Genomic DNA, 19,972 nt, shown 5'->3' with positions numbered 1-19,972 from the left:
TAAATTTCTTGTGATCAAAAGAAGACGTACAGAGAAGACGCCTAGTTTTTTCATTGAAAAAATGCTCCGCTTAATCTCGAGAGAGAGATGGGTTGAGTACGTCCAAGGACGCTCGGGTGTACGTGATTTCTGGCCAGTTGATTGCGCATGGTTTGTCCGGAACCATTGACTCCTGGCGATGGATTTGTCGCTGGGGCCACAAGGTGGTCGGCCGATGGCCGATGGCCGATGGTGACTTTCTCGCGCCGGCTCAGCTGGTCGAGGGATGCAGTAGGTCGATACTGAACTTGGAGGGCGCGGACTTGGTGCCAACAACCGATGCGCTCACGGGGGGCGTGCCGCTCACAGTACCGAACGCGTTGCGCGAGACCTTGCCGAGCGGCACTGTCAGGTTCTGGCTATTGGGCGAGATCGAGCAAGGTGCGTCGACGATGTCGCCAGTGAAAGTAATGGTGCCGTCGGCGGCGAACGCGCCTTACGACAACATGCCGGCCACGGCCAGCGATGCGAATTTGAGGATCGAGATTTTTTTCATGACATTCCCTGAGAATTGATTACCAGCTTTTTACCGCGCCCATGCGCAGCGGAGCCAAGTCTGGCGAGCCAAAAAATAGAAATGAAATCCTCCAAATGTTTGTTAAATATTAAAAATATTCCAATATGCTGTACCGTGAGAAAGTTCCAGTCTGATGATTAATGCTTTCAAGCTTGAAGTTGAATTAAAACCTTCGAGGCATCGCTAAAATTCAGGCTCGTGCAATTGATTGAATGTTGAATTTTCCGAATGCCAATCGGATTTCTGCGTCATCGGATCAATGGTTTTCGAAAATTCTTCACTTCGCGCATGGTCGTGAACGCGAAAGACGCTAACCTTGCCGAAGCCAGCAAAAACAGGAGATCAAAATGGAGCAACTGGACGCCTTTGCCATATTTGCTAAGGTCGGCGAACTCGGCTCCATGTCGGCGTCGGCGCGCGCTCTGGGACTGCCCAAGGTCAAGGTGAGCCGCACGATTGCTCGCCTGGAATCGATCTATAACGTCAAGCTCGTCGAGCGGACCACGCGCAGCGTCACGCTGACGGAGGTCGGCCGGCTGTTCCACGCACGCTGCCTGCGAATACGAGAAGAGGCGCAGGAGGCGCACAACGAAGTTGCCGCATACCGAGGCGAACCGGCGGGCACGCTGACGATCGGCTGCCCCAGCAACGTCTCGCGTACCTTGCTGTCCCCCTACATCCATGAGTTTCTTGATCGCTACCCGAGGATCAACGTCCGCGTGAAGGTCGGTGAGCGCCTTCTTCCCGAGCCCAACAATCTCGATGTCGTGCTTCATGGGGGCTGGTTGCTGGACTCCCGGCTCACCATGCGCAAGATCGCGGAAGTAAAAATGGTGCTCGTTGCCAGCAAGGAATACGTCCTGGCGCGCGGGCTTCCAATGTCGCCCGATTCCATGGATGGGCATCCCGTCATCGCGAACTTCTTTGCGGATGGGACGGGCAGCGTCGAAACCGGCAGCCTTCCAGCCTATGTGCCGACATTGAAGGTGTTCCGGGGGAGCGAGCAGTTTCAATTGCCCGTCTGGGACAGGTTCACCACGACGGATCATCTCCAGATGATGGATCTCGTCAAACGCGGTCACGCCATCGCGGCCATTCCTGTCGTCAATGTTCTGGATGACCTCCGGTCCGGAAGACTGGTGCGGGTTCTGCCTGGATACCAGATCCACAACCAGCCCACGCTCTACGCCCTCTACACCTCGCGTGCTGCGATCGTGCCCAAGTTGCGGGTTTTCCTGGAGTTCATCGCCTCTGCGGCCGAGCGTGAGTTGCAGGGGCAGTCGCTCGCGGAATTCGAAGGTCCGTCGAGCTAGTAGATTCTTTCTTCGGGAATGCCCGCGCCGTGCGGAGCCGCGCGGGACGACACGACGCCCCTGTCGCCAAAGAGGCAGCGGAGCAATGGCTCTCCCTGAACAATCCGGCCTCCGGCGCATGGCTTGTGCTCGCCCGCTGGTGATGCGCCCGCTTTCGACATTTCCGGCCCGCGAGAGCGTCCGGATCGGACGATAGCAGGCATCGATCGAAAGCCTGCCGCAGCTTTCGATCGATGCCGCGTTCTTCGCACAGGCGGCATCGCATGGATGTGGCCTTCCGTCCCGCGTACCGCCAAGCACGACGGCGCATTGCGTAGCTGCAGCCCAAAAGCCCTCGCGCCCGCGTGCCGGTTTTTCGAGCCCGTGAACAGTAAATTTCTCACGATAAGACGTTCCGATTACGGAACGCCGCGTTCCGGTTCGCCGGTCTAGTCCGCTCCGAGCGGATTGGAAACAATCGCTCCCACCAAAAATGATCTGAACGATTTCCTCCGCGCCAAATGGCTGTGTTGCCCGGGAGCAGGGCAAAACAGAAATCGACGCAGAAATCGATCTGCATCTTTTCTTTCGATCAATCGCTATTCATGTGCTTTTTTGGTCGGAAGAAATAAATCCGTCAGTGGCCCAAAATCCCCGGCACGAATTTGTGCAGGCCGTGCGCTTGCTTGGCTTTTGTATTTTGTTGCGACTTCAAAGCAAGAGCCTCGTGCAATGAAGGACAGTGGCCGCGGCAATGGCGGATTTATCAATTCATTTCAGGCACGTCATTTTTTTTCTGTATTTTTTGGATTGAATTCAGGTGAACAAGTCATATAAGAGTGTTTGGAATGAATCTCTGGGTGCTTGGGTTGCGGTAAGCGAGCTCGAAAAGAGCAGGGGCAAGGCAAGCCGCAGCGGCAATGCCGGGACGGCTTTTCGAATCAGCCTGCTGGCGGCTTCGGTGGCGCTTGGCTTTGGCTGGCACGCTCCGGCAGCCGCCCTGGCATGCACCAGCGGCAGTGCGATCGAGACTTGCATGGGAACCTCAGGGTTTGGTCTAACGCTCGTTGCGAATGGGGATGGAAACGGCAGAAACGAGCCACTCACCTTGCGTGGTGGTGGCGATACGGGATTGGCGGGGGTTAGAGATTATTTCGTCGGCAGTGCTGACATCGCCAATGCTGCGAACGTCATGCTGGGTGACGCGCGCTACACAAATTCGACCACGACGATCCTCGCCAGTCACTTCCAGGTGGGCGACAGCACGACGAGCGCTTCCGGTACCAATAGTGCTGCGATCGGAATCGGTGCCAAAGCCATCAATCTCAACACCGTCGCCATCGGCTCTGAAGCCAACGCAAGTGGTTCTGGAGCTCTGGCCTTTGGATGGAACTCAAAGGCGAGCCAGCAGAATGGTGTCGCCATCGGCACTGGTGCCAACGCGAGCGGTATCGGGGCTCTGGCTTTCGGCTGGGACGCCGCCGCGGCCTATGACGGCAGCGTCGCCATTGGCAAGAGCAGCCGGACCGGTGCCAAGGCACCCACGGGCGCGGGCTTCCTCACCGGCGCGGCCGCTCCCGTATCGGAAGTTTCGGTCGGCTCGTCTAGCCTGCAGCGTCGCATCACGAACGTGGCCGACGGTGCCGACCCTCAGGATGCAGTGACTGTCGTTCAATTGAGGACCGGACTGAGCACCGCGACGAGCAGCATCGGCAGCTTGTCGACTTCGACCTGGTCGGGTTTGAGCACGGCCACCAGCGGCATCTCCAGCCTGTCCACCGGCCTGAGCACCACGAACAGCAGTCTGGGTGCGCTGAGCTCGTCGGTGGGTTCGATTTACGACAAGGGCACGAAATATTTCCACGCCAACAGCACGGGCGCGGACAGCCAGGCGATCGGTGCCGATAGCGTGGCGATCGGAGTCGCTGCCAATGCCACGGGTCAGGATTCGCTGGCGATGGGCGCCAGAGCGAAAGCGTCTGACCTGGGTTCCATCGGCATAGGCGCCGATGCCAACGCAAGCGGCTTGACGGCTATGGCGCTTGGGTGGAACACCAAGGCGGCCGGCCAGAATGCGACAGCCATTGGTCCCTCTGCCAATGCGAGTGGCTTCGGGACTGTTGCTCTCGGGGTGGGTGCAGAGGCGAGTCAACAGCGCGCTGCCGCCCTCGGTGTTGACGCCAATGCGAGCGCCACTGGGGCCCTTGCTCTCGGACCGAATTCAAGGGCGAGTCAACTGAACGCCGTCGCCATCGGCGCTGAAGCCAACGCAAGTGGTTCTGGAGCTCTGGCCTTTGGATGGAACTCACAGGCGAGCCAGCAGAATGGTGTCGCCATCGGCACTGGTGCCAACGCAAGCGGCTTGACGGCTGTGGCGCTTGGGTGGAACACCAAGGCGGCCGGCCAGAATGCGACAGCCATTGGTCCCTCTGCCAATGCGAGTGGCTTGGGGACTGTTGCTCTCGGGGTGGGTGCAAAGGCGAGTCAACAGCACGCTGCCGCCCTCGGTGTTGACGCCAATGCGAGCGCCACTGGGGCCCTTGCTCTCGGACCGAATTCAAGGGCGAGTCAACTGAACGCCGTCGCCATCGGCGCTGAAGCCAACGCAAGTGGTTATGGAGCTCTGGCCTTTGGATGGAACTCACAGGCGAGCCAGCAGAATGCGACAGCCATTGGTCCCTCTGCCAATGCGAGTGGCTATGGAGCTCTGGCTCTTGGGCTGTCGTCAAAGGCGAGCCAGCAGAATGGTGTCGCCATCGGCACTGGTGCCGACGCGAGCGGTATCGGGGCTCTGGCTTTCGGCTGGGACGCCGTCGCGACCTATGAAGGCAGCGTCGCCATTGGCAAGAGCAGCCGGACCGGTGCCAAGGCACCCACGGGCGCGGGCTTCCTCACCGGCGCGGCCGCTCCTGTATCGGAAGTTTCGGTCGGCTCGTCTAGCCTGCAGCGTCGCATCACGAACGTGGCCGACGGTGCCGGCCCTCAGGATGCAGTGACCGTTGTTCAATTGAGTACCGGGTTGAGCACCGTCACGAGCAGCATCGGCAGCCTGTCGACTTCGACCTGGTCGGGTTTGAGCACGGCCACCAGCGGCATCTCCAGGCTGTCCACCGGCCTGAGCACCACGAACAGCAGTCTGGGTGCGCTGAGCTCGTCGGTGGGTTCGATTTACGACAAGGGCGCGAAATATTTCCACGCCAACAGCACGGGCGCGGACAGCCAGGCGATCGGTGCCGATAGCGTGGCGATGGGACAAGCCGCTGTCGCGGCCGGTGCCAACAGCGTGGCGCTCGGAGTCGCCGCGAATGCTTTTGGAGCTTCAAGTGCCGCTATCGGCTCGGGGGCCAATGCCACTGGATCGAGCGCCTTGGCCATGGGCACCGATGCGGCGGCCCGTGGTATGTATGACGTAGCTGTCGGCTACGGGTCGGCCGCTCAAGGAGGCAAGGTCGGTGACCAGATTCAAGCCCCGGCCACAGCTCTTGGTGCCGGTTCCACGGCGTCTGGCACAGGCGCGACGGCTGTCGGTACCAGAGCGCTTGCACAAGGCAACAGGGCCCTCGCAATCGGGGCCAACGCACTCGCTATCGCTGACTACTCGATTTCCATCGGCCACGGGACCGTGGTCGGTACAGCGCACAGCGTGGCGCTGGGCGATGGAGCCTCGACCGCTGCAGCGACTAAAGTTCCCGAAGCAACGGTGGGAGACATCACCTACGGCAATTTCGCGGGTGCGGCCCCTCTCGGCGTCGTCAGCGTTGGCAAGAAGGATGCCGAACGCCAGATCTCCAACGTGGCTGCAGGCCGCGTTACGGCCACATCGACCGATGCGATCAACGGCAGCCAGCTGTTTTCGGGGTTGAGCACCACCAGCAGCGGGATCGGCAGCCTGTCGACTGCGACATCGTCCGGCTTGAGCACGGCCACCAGCGGTATCTCCAGCCTGTCCACCGGCCTTAGTACGACCAACAGCAGCGTCACCAGTCTGTCGACCTCGACGTCGTCGGGTCTGAGCACGGCGACGAGCAGCATCGGCAGCCTGTCGACTTCGACATCGTCCGGCTTGAGCACGGCCACCAGTGGTATCTCCAGCCTGTCCACCGGCCTGAGCTCGACCAACAGCAGTGTCAGCAGCCTGTCGACCTCGACGTCGTCGGGTCTGAGCACGGCCGCCAGTGGTATCTCCAGCCTGTCCACCGGCCTGAGCACGACGAACAGCAGCGTCAGCAGCCTGTCGACTTCGACGTCGTCGGGTCTGAGCACGGCCACCAGTGGTATCTCCAGCCTGTCGACCTCGACTTCGAGTGGCTTGAGCACCGCCGCGAGCAGCATCGATAGCCTGTCGACTTCGACCTCGTCGGGTTTGAGCACTGCGGCCAGCGGCATCTCCAGCCTGTCCACCGGCCTGAGCACGACCAACAGCAGCGTCACCAGTCTGTCGACTTCGACGTCGTCGGGTCTGAGCACGGCGACGAGCAGCATCGGCAGCCTGTCGACTTCGACATCGTCAGGTTTGAGCACGGCCACCAGCAGTATCTCGAGCCTGTCCACCGGCCTGAGTACGACCAACAGCAGTGTCACCAGTCTGTCGACTTCGACGTCGTCGGGGCTGAGCACGGCCACCAGTGGTATCTCCAGCCTGTCGACCTCGACTTCGAGTGGCTTGAGCACCGCCACGAGCAGCATCGATAGCCTGTCGACGTCGACATCGTCCGGCTTGAGCACAGCGACCAGCGGTATCTCCAGCCTGTCCACCGGCCTGAGCACGACGAACAGCAGCGTCAGCAGTCTGTCGACTTCGACGTCGTCGGGTCTGAGCACGGCGACGAGCAGCATCGGCAGCCTGTCGACTTCGACATCGTCAGGTTTGAGCACGGCCACCAGCGGTATCTCGAGCCTGTCCACCGGCCTGAGTACGACCAACAGCAGTGTCACCAGTCTGTCGACCTCGACGTCGTCGGGTTTGAGCACCGCAACGAGCAGCATCGGCAGCCTGTCGACTTCGACGTCGTCGGGTCTGAGCACCGCAACGAGCAGCATCGGCAGCCTGTCGACTTCGACGTCGTCGGGTCTGAGCACGGCCACCAGTGGTATCTCCAGCCTGTCCACCGGCCTGAGCACGACGAACAGCAGCGTCAGCAGTCTGTCGACTTCGACGTCGTCGGGGCTGAGCACGGCCACCAGTGGTATCTCCAGCCTGTCGACCTCGACTTCGAGTGGCTTGAGCACCGCCACGAGCAGCATCGATAGCCTGTCGACTTCGACCTCGTCGGGCTTGAGCACAGCGACCAGCAGTATCTCCAGCCTGTCGACTTCGACTTCTTCGGGTCTGAGTACTGCCACCAGCGGCATCTCCAGCCTGTCCACCGGCCTGAGCACGACCAACAGCAGCGTCACCAGTCTGTCGACCTCGACGTCGTCGGGTCTGAGCACGGCGACGAGCAGCATCGGCAGCCTGTCGACTTCGACATCGTCAGGTTTGAGCACGGCCACCAGCGGTATCTCGAGCCTGTCCACCGGCCTGAGTACGACCAACAGCAGTGTCACCAGTCTGTCGACCTCGACGTCGTCGGGTTTGAGCACCGCAACGAGCAGCATCGGCAGCCTGTCGACTTCGACATCGTCCGGCTTGAGCACCGCCACGAGCAGCATCGATAGCCTGTCGACGTCGACCTCGTCGGGTTTGAGCACGGCGACCAGCAGTATCTCCAGTCTGTCGACTTCGACTTCTTCGGGTCTGAGTACTGCCGCCAGCGGTATCTCCAGCCTGTCCACCGGCCTGAGCACGACGAACAGCAGTGTCAGCAGCCTGTCGACCTCCACGTCTTCGGGCTTGAGCACGGCCACCAGTGGTATCTCGAGCCTTTCCACCGGGCTGAGCACGACCAACAGCAGCGTTAGCAGTCTGTCGACCTCGACGTCTTCCGGTCTGAGCACCGCAACGAGCAGTATCGACAGCCTGTCGACTTCGACCTCGTCAGGTTTGAGCACGGCCACCAGCGGTATCTCCAGCCTGTCCACTGGCCTGAGCACGACCAACAGCAGCGTCAGCAGTCTGTCGACCTCGACCTCGTCGGGTTTGAGCACGGCTACCAGCGGTATCTCCAGCCTGTCCACCGGCCTGAGCACGACCAACAGCAGCGTCACCAGTCTGTCGACCTCGACGTCGTCGGGTTTGAGCACAGCCACCAGCGGTATCTCCAGTCTGTCGACTTCGACTTCTTCGGGTCTGAGCACTGCGACCAGTGGTATCTCCAGTCTGTCCACCGGCCTGAGCACGACGAACAGCAATGTCGGTAGTCTGTCGACCTCGACGTCTTCTGGCCTGAGCACCGCGACGAGCAGCATCGATAGCCTGTCGACTTCGACCTCATCGGGTTTGAGCACTGCGACCAGCGGTATCTCCAGCCTGTCCACCGGCCTGAACACGACCAACAGCAGTGTCAGCAGTCTCTCGACCTCGACTTCTTCGGGTCTGAGCACAGCGACCAGCGGTATCTCCAGCCTGTCCACCGGCCTGAGTACGACGAACAGCAGTGTCAGCAGTCTGTCGACCTCCACGTCGTCGGGTTTGAGCACCGCAACGAGCAGTATCGACAGCCTGTCGACTTCGACCTCGTCGGGTCTGAGCACAGCCACCAGCGGTATCTCGAGCCTGTCCACCGGCCTGAGTTCGACCAACAGCAGCGTCAGCAGTCTGTCGACCTCGACGTCTTCTGGTCTGAGCACGGCCACCAGTGGAATTTCGAGCCTGTCTACCGGCCTGAGCACTGCAACCAGCGGCATCTCCAGCCTGTCCACCGGCCTGAGCACGACCAACAGCAGCGTCACCAGTCTGTCGACCTCCACGTCGTCGGGTCTGAGCACGGCGACCGGCGCTATCTCGAGCCTGTCTACCGGCTTGAGCACGACGAACAGCAGCGTTTCCACCTTGTCGACTGGCCTGAGCACAACCAACACCTACGTGAGCAGCCTGTCCACGGGCTTGAGCTCCACCGCCAGCAGCGTCAGCAGCCTTTCCTCGGGCGTCTCGAACAGTGTCCAGTACGACGACGCGAGCCGTACCAAGATCACGCTGGGCGGTGTCGGGGCAACCTCTCCGGTCATCCTCACGAACGTCGCCGCAGGCGTAAATCCCACGGATGCGGTGAACTTGGGTCAGCTGACTTCGTTGTCCACCACTGTTTTCGAACGCATTGCCAGCCTGTCGACTTCCACTTCGACGGGGCTGAGCACGATCACCAGCAATATCGGCAGCCTGTCCACGGGTGCGAGCACGACGGCCGGCAGCATCGGCAGCCTGTCGACGAGCCTGAGCACGACGGCTGGTGATGTCGGAAGCCTGTCCACGGGTGCGAGCACGACGGCCAGCAATATCGGCAGCCTGTCGACGGGCCTGAGCACGACGACCAGCTTCATCAGCAGCTTGTCGACCGGCCTGGGTACTGCGGGCGGCCAGGGCGCCGTGGCGATCGGCCAGCAGTCGGTGGCTAGCGGCACTCACTCCGTCGCTGCCGGCAGCGGCGCGAAGGCAACCGCGGATGGCGCAGTGGCGATGGGCGCCGGTGCCCAGGCCACCGGTGCGAACGCCATCGCCATGGGGACGGGCGCACTCGCCACCGACTCGTCGCAGGCCATCGGAGCCAACGCCCTCGCCGGCAGCGGCGGTGTGGCATTGGGCCAAGGCGCGGATGCGGGCGGCACGCCGCAGAGCCAGGCGCAGAACGTCTCCAAGGGGACGGCCATCGGCTTCGGTGCGCTGGTGACGCAAAGCGGCGGCGTCGCGCTGGGCTCCGGCTCGGTGGCATCGACAGCCGCGGGTGCGATCGGCTACATCCCGGTCAGCGCGAATGCGCAGCAGGAAGCGTCTATCAGGGCCACGACCAGCACGCAGGCCGCGGTGTCGGTGGGCGATGCAGCCAACGGGCAATTCCGCCAGATCACCGGTGTGGCGGCGGGTTCGGCCGACAGCGATGCGACCAACGTCGCACAGCTGAGAGCCGTCTCGAGCGCAGCCAGGGCCAGCGGCGTTCAGTACGCGACCAACCCCGACGGCTCGGTCAACTACAACCAGGTCACGCTGGGCAATGACCAGGCGGCCGACGGCACCCGGATCTCCAACGTGGCGCCGGGCATCGCACCGACCGATGCGGTCAACCTGGGGCAATTGGGCGCGGTGCAGAACCAACTCCAGGGGCAGATCGCCAGCACACAGCGCATCGCGTATTCGGGTGTGGCCATGGCCACCGCCATGAGCACGCTGCCGCAGGCCACGACGCCAGGCAAGAACCTGATGTCGGTCGGCGTGGGCAACTACGCAGGCTACAGCGCCGTCGCGATTGGCTACTCGGCGCGCTCGAAAGACGGCAAGTGGATCTACAAGATCAACGGCGGCTACAGCAGCACCAGGTTCACCCTCGGCGTGGGTGTCGGCTACGAGTTCGATTGATGACGCGTGCGATCACGGCTCGCGACGCTCGCCCGTCGTTCCGGACCTTCCGCCATGCTCGAAGCTGCGCTTCGAGCATGGCGCAGCGAATGCCGCATGGGCCAGGCAACAGATGTTGGCCCATGGCTGGCAAGAAACCGAAGGACAGCGGATATGAAGAACACATCGTTCATTGCCATCGTGGATGAAGCCAGTGCATGCGCAGCGGCTCTATTGAACAGATTGAGCCTGATGGGACATCAGGCAGCCTTGTTCACGAATGTCTCCGAGGTTCTGACGGCGCTCGGCAACGGACAGCGGTTCGATGCGTTGTTGTTGGCGACCCATGACGAGAAGGCGCGTACAAGCCTTGGCGCTGCGTGCGGGGTGCTGCGTATGCCGGCGCTTCTCCTGAATTCGCAAGGGCGCTGGGAGGCGTGGCTGCCGGAGAGCGGGTTCCCTTCGGAGGGCTGCTTCAGCACCTCTCCCAAGTTGGTAACCACCACCTACGCATCACTGGACCTCCAGATCGGTGTACTTCTTCACCAGAAAGCAAGGCTTCCGATAGAAGGAACTGATTTTCACGACGAGGCGCTCGTCTTTGGAGATTACAGCTTCATGACCGACAACCGCACGGTCATGCATGAGGAGAAAGCCGTCGCTCTCCAGCCCCGCCAGTTCGCGTTTGCGAAGGCACTGTTCCAGAACACGGGCAAGGTGCTCGCGCGAGACTGGCTGTGGCGCACGCTGTGGATAGGCACCCATGCACGCGAAGGCGCCAGGGCACTGGACGTCTGTGCCGCAAACCTGCGTCGGCGCTTGAGCCTCAGGCATGAAAACGGATATGTGCTGCGCGCCATTTACGGGAGGGGCTATCAACTCTTGAACGTCGCCGGCTTTTCCGAAACACGGAAGGACGAACCACGGGGCGATGCCGATCAGGATGCGCTGGCGGCGCTGGCGCCTCCGCCACGCAGCGATCCGGCGCTCGACGCGGCAGCAAGCGATGCAGCAACGGGATTGCCCGGGCCAGACTGAAAAATGATCGAACAACTGCTCAGGGAAAAAGGGAGCTCGATGGTTCGATGCCTCTTTGCACGGCTTCTTCGGAGGCCTCGCGGCGACCACCATGCAGCACGCTGCTGCCGCGTCGCAGGCAGCGGACGCGGGCCCCGAGGATCTGCATCCGCAATGCAACCGCAATCCTTCGGCAGGCCGACGCTGACCAGATCGGTGAATTGTGGGATTCGGGCTCTGGCGTGCTGAAGAGCCACATCGGGAAAGCCGCCTTCATCGAGGCCACCCGAAAGGCGACGCTGCGGATGGGAGCGGTGGCGAGCCGCGAATGGTCGAGCGTCACGCGCCTCAATTACGAAGGAAACAACGCTGCCGGCCTTCCTGCGGGCCGCTACGCCAATGTGGCGTGGCTCACTCGCCTGAGCAGCGGCAAGACTGTCTCCGAAAGGATCAGCTTCGCACGCGAGAACAACAGCTGGCAGTTCGCCGGATATGCCATAGCGCGCGAGGGTGCGGATGCACCCGCGGCGGAAGCACCGTCTTCCCCAGCACCGACCGCCGAAACGGCCGAGGTGGAGGCCGCCGTGCGCGCCTGGGCTGCGGCCTGGTCGGCCCGGGACATGGATCGGTACCTCGCGGCCTACGCGCCGGAGTTCGGGCCTGCCGGGGGTCAAAGCCGCAAGAGCTGGGAAGAGGGACGCCGCGCACGCATTGCCGGCAAGGTAAGCATCAGCGTCACCGTCGAAAACCTGGTGATCCGCACAGTGGGCCAGACTGCGAGCGCTCGGTTCCGGCAGACCTACCTGGGCGACGGTTTGCGGGACGTGAGCCGCAAGACGCTGGAGCTGCAGCGTTCGGGCAACCAGTGGCTGATTCGCAAGGAAAGCACCGGCGGCTGACAAAGAAAGGCCCCGGCCGTGGCGGCCTGACACCGGGTGGTTCGGCGCCAGAGGTCCGCTACCCTGCCTCCGCGTCCGCCTCCATGGCCAAGGCCTTCTTCATCGATCGGGTCCTGTAGGTGCCTCTGACGATGAGGCGCACGATGTCTGGATGGGCTTGAAACTCGTGAGCTATTGCACTCAAAGGCGTCCCCGCACGTGCCGCAACGCGAATTTTCAGCAGTCTCTCTGGCGTCAGTCGCGGAATGCGGGCAGGCCCGGGTGCGGGAATCTTGGGCGGTAGACCGGGCAATGGCCGATTCAATACAACGTGCAAAGCACGCGCAATCCTGGTGTCATAGACACCCCGGACCACCATGCTCAGGGTATGACGAGACATGCCGGTCAGCTCGCTCCACCGTGGCCAGAGCTCGGCGATGGTGGCACCGCTGTCGTAGCGCTTCATCGCATCCTGCATGGCTTCGTATCGGCGCGCAAATCTGTCTCTGCGCCTGGCGCGATCTGCGGCGAGCATTGCGACCCTTGCTGCTGCAGGAGAGGCTGAGTCGGTCGGGGCGTTGGAAGTCTTCGGCATACGTTGCACCGAAAAAATTCAGAAGAACGGCAGTACCGGAGAAGACGCCGGGCGAGTAGTCATGGGCCTGCTTTTATCAAGAAGCTTGTCGACCTGATGGGCTGCATGCCGCTGCGAGCCACGCGAGGTCCTTGGCGCAAGGACGCGTGGCGCGGGGGGCGGCAGGCAGCCGTTGTCATATGGTCTTGGTCGCCAGCACGACCGGGTTGGCCGGAACACCCTCCCAAGCCATCGGCGTGCTCAGGAGCTCGATCTTCGACAGGCCGCCGTTGTCGGCGGGCACGTTGACCGCCCAACTGATGAAGCTGCTGGTTGACAGGGGGTCTGAAGCGGCCGGCAATTCGGCGCCTCGCGGCTGGTTCAATGGCCTGAAGGCGCGCTGCAACGCGACATGACGCACCGTGCCGTTGGAATAGGTCGCACGCACGGTGTAGTCGCAACCGTAATTGCGGCAGTACCAGGGATAGGTGCCGGTGTCCGGGACGATGTCGGCTCTGCCCGCGGCCGTGCTGGGATCGATGGTCCGAAGCAGGTTGCCGGTGTACGTCAAAGGCGGATAGATGAGCGAGCTTTTCGGTGCCGCGTTGTTGAGCGAGATCACGATGGTGTGCACCGGCACGTTCCTGGCGACGGGCAGCCCCATGTCCAGCGAGCGCATTCCATTCGACTCGGTGACAGGCACCACTTCCACCCAACGCAGCGTTGCAGTGTTCCACCGCTTGTACCCGCTCGAAAAAGCGGCATCGCTGAAGATCGCTCCATCCGGTTTGTAGTTGAGGCCGGGGGGACTTCCCTCGAAGTAGCGCTGCATCCGCCCGGTGCTGAAATCCGAGAACATCGTGTAGCGATAGCCGGATGCCTCGTCGCCAGCGCCGCTTTGCATCGGATCCTGCTTGACGCACCGATCAGTGGCATCTATTCGGCGAAGGTAGGAGACAGCGTTGCCGCCTGCATCCTTGCCGCTGAAGACTGTCTCGGTCCTGCAGCCTGCATAGGTTCTTGCCGAAGTCGGAAGATAAGGCGCCAGGAACTGCTGCCTTATTTGATCGTAGCCCCAGGTCGAGCCCAGCAGGCTGCCGGCAATGTACGGATAAAGACCGCGTTCATATTGATCGCCTTGGTGCGCAAGCCCCAAGGCGTGGCCTTGCTCATGGATGAAGAGGCCTTCATAGCGGAAATCGCCCAGACTCGCGCCTCCGCCGACGGTGCCGACGCCGCCTTGGGGATCGTAGTACTTGCCCGCGCTGTCGAGCATCATCAGGGGCGCATAGAACTGGTCGGGTCCCGGGCCGTCACCTCCGGCATTCCGGATCAATGTCAGCAGGATGAGGAGGGTGTCCATCACGGCATAGCCGTCCTGTTGCTGGTCCGCGTTGTTCACGTAATAGGAGGCCTGGACCGTGTTGCTCCTGTCCGCCCGCGGCCCGATCAGGACCTGCAGCCACTCTGCGCGCAGCGCAGGGTGCGCCTGGGCTTCCAGCCTCCCGACGGGCAACTTGGCAAAAGTTTCCGACAGGGCATCCGCTGGCGGCAGGCCGATCTGCGAGAGCGGATAGGTGTTCGCGTCCGTCGCACCGAAAAGGTAGAACGGCAAGATGCGCAGCACGACTTTCGTATCTGCACCAACCTTGATCGCGATCGCTGCGCCGGGATCGAACGCCGCGGTCGGGCTTGCCACGCGCAATTGCAGGCCCGTACGCATCCACGCCGCGGGAATCGCCGCACTGTAGGTGTCCGAGGCATAAGCCTCGCCTCCCGATTCGGTTGCCGGCAGCGCGGAAGGCGCGGCCATCGCCACGACACCCAGGCTGATGCCGTCCTGGAGCCCCTCCAGCCCGACGGGGCCGGAGGGCGGCGTTTCAAAGCGCACGAGTGCGAGCGCCGATCGGCCACCCACGGCATGCAGTTCCTCGCGAGCGCTCTTTGCCGCCATGCTCGATCCTTGAGGCGGGATGACATGAGTCTGGGCGAGTTCGAATTTTGCGACGACCGGAACGAAGGATGTGGGCGGCTCCCCAGGTCCTGGAGGAGGTGCTGGAGGAGGCGCTGTGGGTGGATTCACCGGCGCGGGTGAATCCGGGCTGTCAGGCGCTGGCGTAGGCAAGGGCCAGAACGCAGGAGCGTTGTTTCCCCCTCCGCAGGACGTCAGCAACATCGCAACGGCCAGCCCCAATGGGCCAAGTGCTTTTTTCATTGTTCAACTCCTCTTCTCGATCAACTTCGACATATCTACGCGCTTGCCTGCAAACGATCAAAGGGCTTACCGGTGATCGCGGCTCCGCCGCCATGGCATTTCTTCAAATCCCGGGTCGCCTCGTGTCCGCGTTCCAACCTGCCTCTGCGGCTGGTGTCCTCTGGCTCACGGAAGTGAAGGACGGCTGTTGCTCATGAGTCAACTTGTCTTGGTAACGCCTCGCGGGAAACATGAAACTCGGCATGAGGTTCCCAATTTTCTGGATTTCCTTGAAGGCACGGATTACATCATCGACTTGAGGCGAGGGATCACTATAAACAGGGAGTTTCGTTCGAGTTATGCGCAGCGGCGGTTCGTTTTTTGAATGGTTTTTCAAACTCATTAACAACTTATCAATGAAGCATCTTTTGAAAACAAAGTGCAAGTAGGGCGTTCGGCTTAGTTGTGAAGTGGTCGGACGAGGGGATGTCATGACCAAGGGAGCCCGTTCGATCAGGTACTTCTTTTCAAGGGATAAGCCGACAAGAAATGAATGGAAAAGAACGCACGCTCCTAGCTAGCCGGACTGCGCCCGTAGATGCGGGTAGGCGATCCCGCCTTCTCCTGCTGAGAGGCCGTCCGACGAACTGATTCGGACCGATGGAGATGGAAGGGCGCAACGTGCTTGACCTCAATCCCGCACGCTGTTTCCCGGTCCAGCTGTTGATTCCGGGGACAAGCACCTGGTTTCCCGGAGTCATCGGTTCGGCGGTGAAAGCCTTTGGGCCCCGATCGTTCCGCTGGGCGGAAAAATCATTTGCGCGGCAGCGCTTTCGGGTGCGTGATCGCGGGCCTATAGTCCTTGGCACCGCCTCAAGGCGGGCACGACGGACACGGCCACGGCCGACCATGGAGACAGCCACGATGCGCAACCTCAACCAAGACAACATCACCCAGGCCGTGCTCGCGCGCCTGGCCGATACGCCCGATCCGCGGCTGCACGAAATCCTGACCAGCCTCGTGCAGCACCTGCACGCCTTCGCGCGCGAGGTGAAGCTCACCGAAGCCGAATGGTTCCAGGGCATCCAGTACCTCACGGCCACCGGCCAGATGTGCGACGACAAGCGCCAGGAGTTCATCCTGCTGTCGGACGTGCTGGGCCTCTCGATGCTCACCATCGCGATGAACAACGGCAAGCCGGCCGGCTGCACCGAGGCCACGGTGTTCGGGCCGTTCTATGTCGAAGGCGCGCCCGAGTACGAGCACGGCGACGACGTGGCCAACGGCGCCGCGGGCGTGCCCTGCGACGTGTACGCCACGGTGCGGGGGCTCGACGGAGAGCCGGTGGCCGGCGCGGTCGTCGATGTGTGGCAGGCCGACGAGGGCGGCCACTACGACGTGCAGCACGACGGGCTCGACCATGCCGAGAACCGCGGCCGCCTGCGCACCGGACCCGACGGCGCGCTGCATTTCAGGAGCGTGCTGGCCGAGGCCTATCCGATTCCGGTCGACGGCCCCGTGGGCGACCTGCTGCGCGCGACAAAACGCCATCCCTGGCGGCCCGCGCATCTGCATTTCAAGATCGAGGCGCCCGGTTATGAAAACCTCATCACGCATGTGTTCCGCGAAGGCGACCAGTGGCTCGATTCGGACGCGGTGTTCGCGGTGCGCCAGTCGCTGGTCGCGCCGTGGAAGCAGCAGGCCGACGGCCGCTGGCGCCTGGATTTCGACTTCGTGCTGAATCCTCTGAAGCAAGCCCAGGCCGCCTGAGGAAGCGAAGAGCTACGGCGCGCGCGCCCGAGACCATCCTGCTACGCTCGCCGAGCCTGCCGCCGGTGCAGGCTTTTTTCTGCGCTCGTCGCTTGCGCTCTTCACACCCATGGACTTTCCCCTCATCACCGATCCGCATTTCTATGCGGTCGCCATCCCGGCCGTGCTGCTGCTGGGCATCAGCAAGAGCGGCTTCGGCGCGGGCTTCGGCTCGCTCGCGGTGCCCTTGATGGCGCTTGCGGTCACGGTGCCGCAGGCCGCGGCGATCCTCATGCCGCTGTTGCTGCTGATGGACGTGCTGGGAATCGCCGCGTTCCGGCGCGACTTCGATCGATCGCTGCTCAAGTTCCTGATTCCGTTCGGGCTCGTCGGCACGGTGGTCGGCACGCTGCTGTTCCGCGTGCTGTCGGCGCACACGGTGGCGGGCATCGTCGGCGTGTTCACGCTGCTGTTCCTGGCGCAGCGGCTGGTGTTTCCGCCCAAGCCCGCCGATCCGCTGCCCTCGCGCGGCGTGGGCGCGGCGCTCACCGTGGTGTCGGGCTTCACGAGCTTCATCGCCCACGCGGGCGGGCCGCCGATCAATGCCTACGTGATTCCGCTCCGGCTCAAGCCGGTGGTGTTCACGGCCACGATGGCGTACTTCTTCTTCGTGGTGAATCTCAGCAAGTGGATTCCCTACGCGTGGCTCGGCCTCATCGACTTGCGCACGCTGGCCACCTCGGTGGCGCTGATGCCGCTCGCGCCGCTCGGCGTGTGGGTGGGCATCCGCATCGCCAGGCGCATCGACGCGACGTGGTTCTATCGCTTCGTGTATCTGGGGATGTTGTTGACGGGCCTCAAGCTCGTCTACGACGGATTCTTCGCCTGAGGCCGGCCGGGGGCGAGTCAGAGTTCCACGATGGATTTGAAGCCGCCGAAGATCATCCGCTTCGCATCGAACGGCATGGTCTTCGGGTCCATGGCCGCGATGCGCGGATCGGCCATCACCTTCTTGTTCACCGTGTCGCGGTGCTTGCGCGACTTGTAGACGATCCACGAGAAGGCCACGGTCTCGTCGGCCTTGAGCTTCACGCTCTGCGGAAACGAAGTGAGCTTGCCGGGCTTCACGTCGTCGGCGATGCACTCCACGTATTCGAGCGCGCCGTATTCCATCCAGACCTTGCCGGCCTTGCGTGCGAGCTTGCGATACGCCTCGACGTTCTGGGTGGGAATGGCAACGATGAAACCGTCTACATAGCGAGCCATGGGAGATCTCCTGAAAGAAAGATAGAAACGTTGGAGGAAAAACAGCGGCGGCTGCATGGTGTCGTGCGCATCTTCATCGTCACGACGCCGATTCGCTCGCCGCTCCGCGGGGTGACGCTGCCTCTTCGTTGTTCTGCATTTGCGCCGGCGGTGCGGTGCGAAGCAGCAAGGCCCCGATCAAACCCGCCAGTGCCGCGAACACGGCGCCGACGAGAAATGCAAGGTTGTAGCCACCGGTGAGCGCGAGCGGCAACTGCGCGCCGGCGGCTGCCATGGACCCGGTGCGCGCCGCGGCAGCGCTGGCCAGCACGGCCAGGCCCAGCGCGCCGCCCATCATGAAGGCGGTGTTGACCACGCCCGAGGCGAGGCCCGAATCGGCGGGATCGACTTCGCTCATGGCCGCGAGCAGCACCGGGTTGAAGGCCATGCCCGCGCCGAGACCCAGCAGCATCATCCCGGGCAGCACGTCGACCACGAAGCTGCCGTTGACCGGTGCGCGCGCAAAGAGCGCGAGCCCGATGGCCGCGAGCCACAACCCGATGGCGAGCGGCTTGCGGATGCCGAAGCGCATCACCAGCTTGGCCGAGAGCCCCAGCGAGAACACCGCCATGATGATGTTGGCCGGCAGGAACGCGAGGCCGATCTGCATCGGCGTGTAGTTCAGCACCAGCTGCATGTAGAGCGCCGAGATGAAGAACCACGCGAACATCGCCGCCGCCCAGAGCACGCCCACCACATTGGCGACCGACACGCTGCGAAGGCGAAAGAGCCCGAGCGGCATCAGCGGATGCTCGACGCGCGCTTCGATGGCAATGAAGATGGCCAGCAGCACCACCGCCGCACCGAGCAGGCCCAGCGTCTGCGTGGAGCCCCAGCCGGCCTCGTTGCCGTTGACCACGCCGTACACCGCGAGCATGAGCGACAGCGTGACGGTGACCGCGCCGGCCACGTCGAGCTTCTCGCCATGCGCCTGGCCGCGCGCATTGGGCAGCAGCGCCACGCAGAGCGCATACACCGCCACGCCGATCGGCAGGTTCACGAGAAAGATCCAGTGCCAGCTCAGCGAACTCGTGAGCAGCCCGCCCAGCAGCACGCCGATGCTGCCGCCGCCCGCACACACGAAGCCATAGACGCCCATCGCCTTCGCGCGGTCGGCCGGTTCGGTGAAGAGATTCATGATCAGCGAGAGCGAGACGGCCGAGACCACCGCACCGCCCAGCCCCTGCACCGCACGCGCGGCGACCAGCAGCACCTGCGAGTTGGCAATGCCGCAGGCCAGCGAGGCGACGGTGAAGAGCACGAGGCCGATCAGAAAGAGCTTGCGGTGGCCGTACAGGTCGCCGAGCCTGCCGCCCAGCAGCAGGAAGCCGCCGAAGGTCAGCATGTAGGCATTCACCACCCACACGAGCGAGGTCTCGGTGAAGCCGAGGTCGGTGCGGATCGAGGGCAATGCCACGTTCACGATCGTGGTGTCGAGCACGATCATCAGGACGCCGAGGCAGAGCACCATCAATGCGAGCCAGCGCTTCCGGTTGTCGAGTGTGTCGGTCATGGAATGGATTCCTGAAAAGGCCGCCGAGGCGGCGTTGCGTTTTTTAAACCAGCGGCTTGCCGCCGTTGATGAGCCAGGGCGTTCCGAAGCGGTCGGTCACCATGCCGAAGCCTTCGACCCAGAAGGTCTTCTCGAAGGGCATGGACACGGTGCCGCCTTCGGCGAAGGCATCGAACACGCGGCGCGCTTCGGCGACGGTGTCCAGCGTCAGCGCAACGCCGAAGCCCTTCATGCCTTCGTAGGTCTGGCCGGGCATGGTGTCGGAAGCCATGAGCATGCCTTCGCCATAGGCGAGGGAGGCATGCATGATCCGCTTCTTGACGTCGGCGGGCATCTGCTCGGTGTCGGGCGCTTCGCCGATGGTCATCATCATCTGGATGGTGCCGCCGAGCGTCTTTTCGTAGAAGCGCATGGCTTCCTGTGCGTTGCCGTCGAAGGTGAGGTAGGCGTGGATGGGAGACATGAG

Annotated in this window: 14 protein-coding genes and 1 pseudogene; 8 read left to right on the top strand and 7 right to left on the bottom strand. The window is 62.8% G+C overall.

Features of this window, described 5'->3' with window-relative positions; genetic code table 11:
• Nucleotides 1-92 precede the first annotated feature (92 nt).
• The 3 genes and pseudogenes from QF040_RS19230 to QF040_RS19220 all read left to right on the top strand — a co-directional run.
• The gene (locus QF040_RS19230; protein WP_429612386.1) at nt 93-554 is read left to right on the top strand and encodes a hypothetical protein; all 462 of its coding nucleotides are present in this window, start codon (nt 93-95) and stop codon (nt 552-554) included.
• Nucleotides 555-903: 349 nt separating this feature from the next.
• Nucleotides 904-1,869 (top strand): LysR substrate-binding domain-containing protein, encoded by a 966-nt coding sequence (locus QF040_RS19225; protein ID WP_429612385.1) that lies wholly within the window; start codon nt 904-906, stop codon nt 1,867-1,869.
• Between the two features lie 799 nt (nt 1,870-2,668).
• Nucleotides 2,669-5,701: pseudogene (locus QF040_RS19220) on the top strand (ESPR-type extended signal peptide-containing protein); the annotation flags it as partial.
• 3,107 nt (nt 5,702-8,808) lie between these two features.
• Here QF040_RS19220 and QF040_RS19215 read toward each other — a convergent pair.
• Nucleotides 8,809-8,955 (bottom strand): hypothetical protein, encoded by a 147-nt coding sequence (locus QF040_RS19215; protein WP_429612384.1) that lies wholly within the window; start codon nt 8,953-8,955, stop codon nt 8,809-8,811.
• A 51-nt stretch (nt 8,956-9,006) separates the two neighbouring features.
• Entirely contained in the window at nt 9,007-9,348 is a 342-nt protein-coding gene (locus QF040_RS19210; RefSeq protein ID WP_429612383.1) for a hypothetical protein, read from the bottom strand.
• On the opposite strand from QF040_RS19210, the gene QF040_RS19205 reads away from it, so the two are divergent.
• The 3 genes from QF040_RS19205 (at nt 9,275) to QF040_RS19195 (ending at nt 12,192) form a co-directional block, all read left to right on the top strand.
• A complete protein-coding gene (locus tag QF040_RS19205; protein WP_429614675.1) occupies nt 9,275-10,297 on the top strand; it encodes a YadA family autotransporter adhesin in 1,023 nt (340 codons plus the stop codon). The two genes, QF040_RS19210 and QF040_RS19205, sit on opposite strands and share 74 nt — an antisense overlap.
• A gap of 153 nt (nt 10,298-10,450) precedes the next feature.
• Nucleotides 10,451-11,314, top strand: a complete 864-nt coding sequence (locus QF040_RS19200; RefSeq protein WP_429612382.1) for a winged helix-turn-helix domain-containing protein — start codon at nt 10,451-10,453, stop codon at nt 11,312-11,314.
• 47 nt (nt 11,315-11,361) lie between these two features.
• Nucleotides 11,362-12,192: a DUF4019 domain-containing protein gene (locus QF040_RS19195; protein WP_429612381.1), complete on the top strand. Its 831-nt coding sequence runs from the start codon at nt 11,362-11,364 to the stop codon at nt 12,190-12,192.
• 58 nt (nt 12,193-12,250) lie between these two features.
• Here QF040_RS19195 and QF040_RS19190 read toward each other — a convergent pair whose 3' ends face one another.
• Together QF040_RS19190 and QF040_RS19185 are read right to left on the bottom strand one after the other, a co-directional pair.
• Entirely contained in the window at nt 12,251-12,637 is a 387-nt protein-coding gene (locus tag QF040_RS19190) for a hypothetical protein (protein WP_429612380.1), read from the bottom strand.
• A gap of 304 nt (nt 12,638-12,941) precedes the next feature.
• Nucleotides 12,942-14,699 carry a M66 family metalloprotease gene (locus QF040_RS19185; protein WP_429612379.1) on the bottom strand — a complete coding sequence of 586 codons (1,758 nt, stop codon included), beginning with the start codon at nt 14,697-14,699 and terminating at the stop codon, nt 12,942-12,944.
• Between the two features lie 1,164 nt (nt 14,700-15,863).
• Here QF040_RS19185 and QF040_RS19180 point away from each other — a divergent pair.
• The gene (locus QF040_RS19180; protein WP_306882718.1) at nt 15,864-16,709 is read left to right on the top strand and encodes an intradiol ring-cleavage dioxygenase; all 846 of its coding nucleotides are present in this window, start codon (nt 15,864-15,866) and stop codon (nt 16,707-16,709) included.
• A 109-nt stretch (nt 16,710-16,818) separates the two neighbouring features.
• Nucleotides 16,819-17,577, top strand: coding sequence for a sulfite exporter TauE/SafE family protein (locus QF040_RS19175; protein WP_429612378.1), 759 nt, complete (start codon nt 16,819-16,821; stop codon nt 17,575-17,577).
• A gap of 17 nt (nt 17,578-17,594) precedes the next feature.
• Here the strand turns inward: QF040_RS19175 and QF040_RS19170 are convergent, their stop codons facing one another.
• The 3 genes from QF040_RS19170 to QF040_RS19160 form a co-directional block, all read right to left on the bottom strand.
• Complete coding sequence (locus QF040_RS19170; RefSeq protein WP_013543443.1) at nt 17,595-17,954, bottom strand: DUF1428 domain-containing protein; 360 nt, start codon at nt 17,952-17,954, stop codon at nt 17,595-17,597.
• Nucleotides 17,955-18,033: 79 nt separating this feature from the next.
• A complete protein-coding gene (locus QF040_RS19165; protein WP_429612377.1) occupies nt 18,034-19,506 on the bottom strand; it encodes a DHA2 family efflux MFS transporter permease subunit in 1,473 nt (490 codons plus the stop codon).
• Nucleotides 19,507-19,549: 43 nt separating this feature from the next.
• Complete coding sequence (locus tag QF040_RS19160) at nt 19,550-19,969, bottom strand: VOC family protein (RefSeq protein ID WP_429612376.1); 420 nt, start codon at nt 19,967-19,969, stop codon at nt 19,550-19,552.
• Nucleotides 19,970-19,972: the final 3 nt, after the last annotated feature.

It is taken from the genome of Variovorax sp. W2I14, from assembly GCF_050435205.1.
GTDB classification, from domain to species: Bacteria; Pseudomonadota; Gammaproteobacteria; order Burkholderiales; family Burkholderiaceae_C; genus Variovorax; species Variovorax paradoxus_C.
The sequence above is the reverse complement of the archived record's forward strand: the minus strand, read 5'-3'. Positions and strand labels throughout refer to the sequence as shown.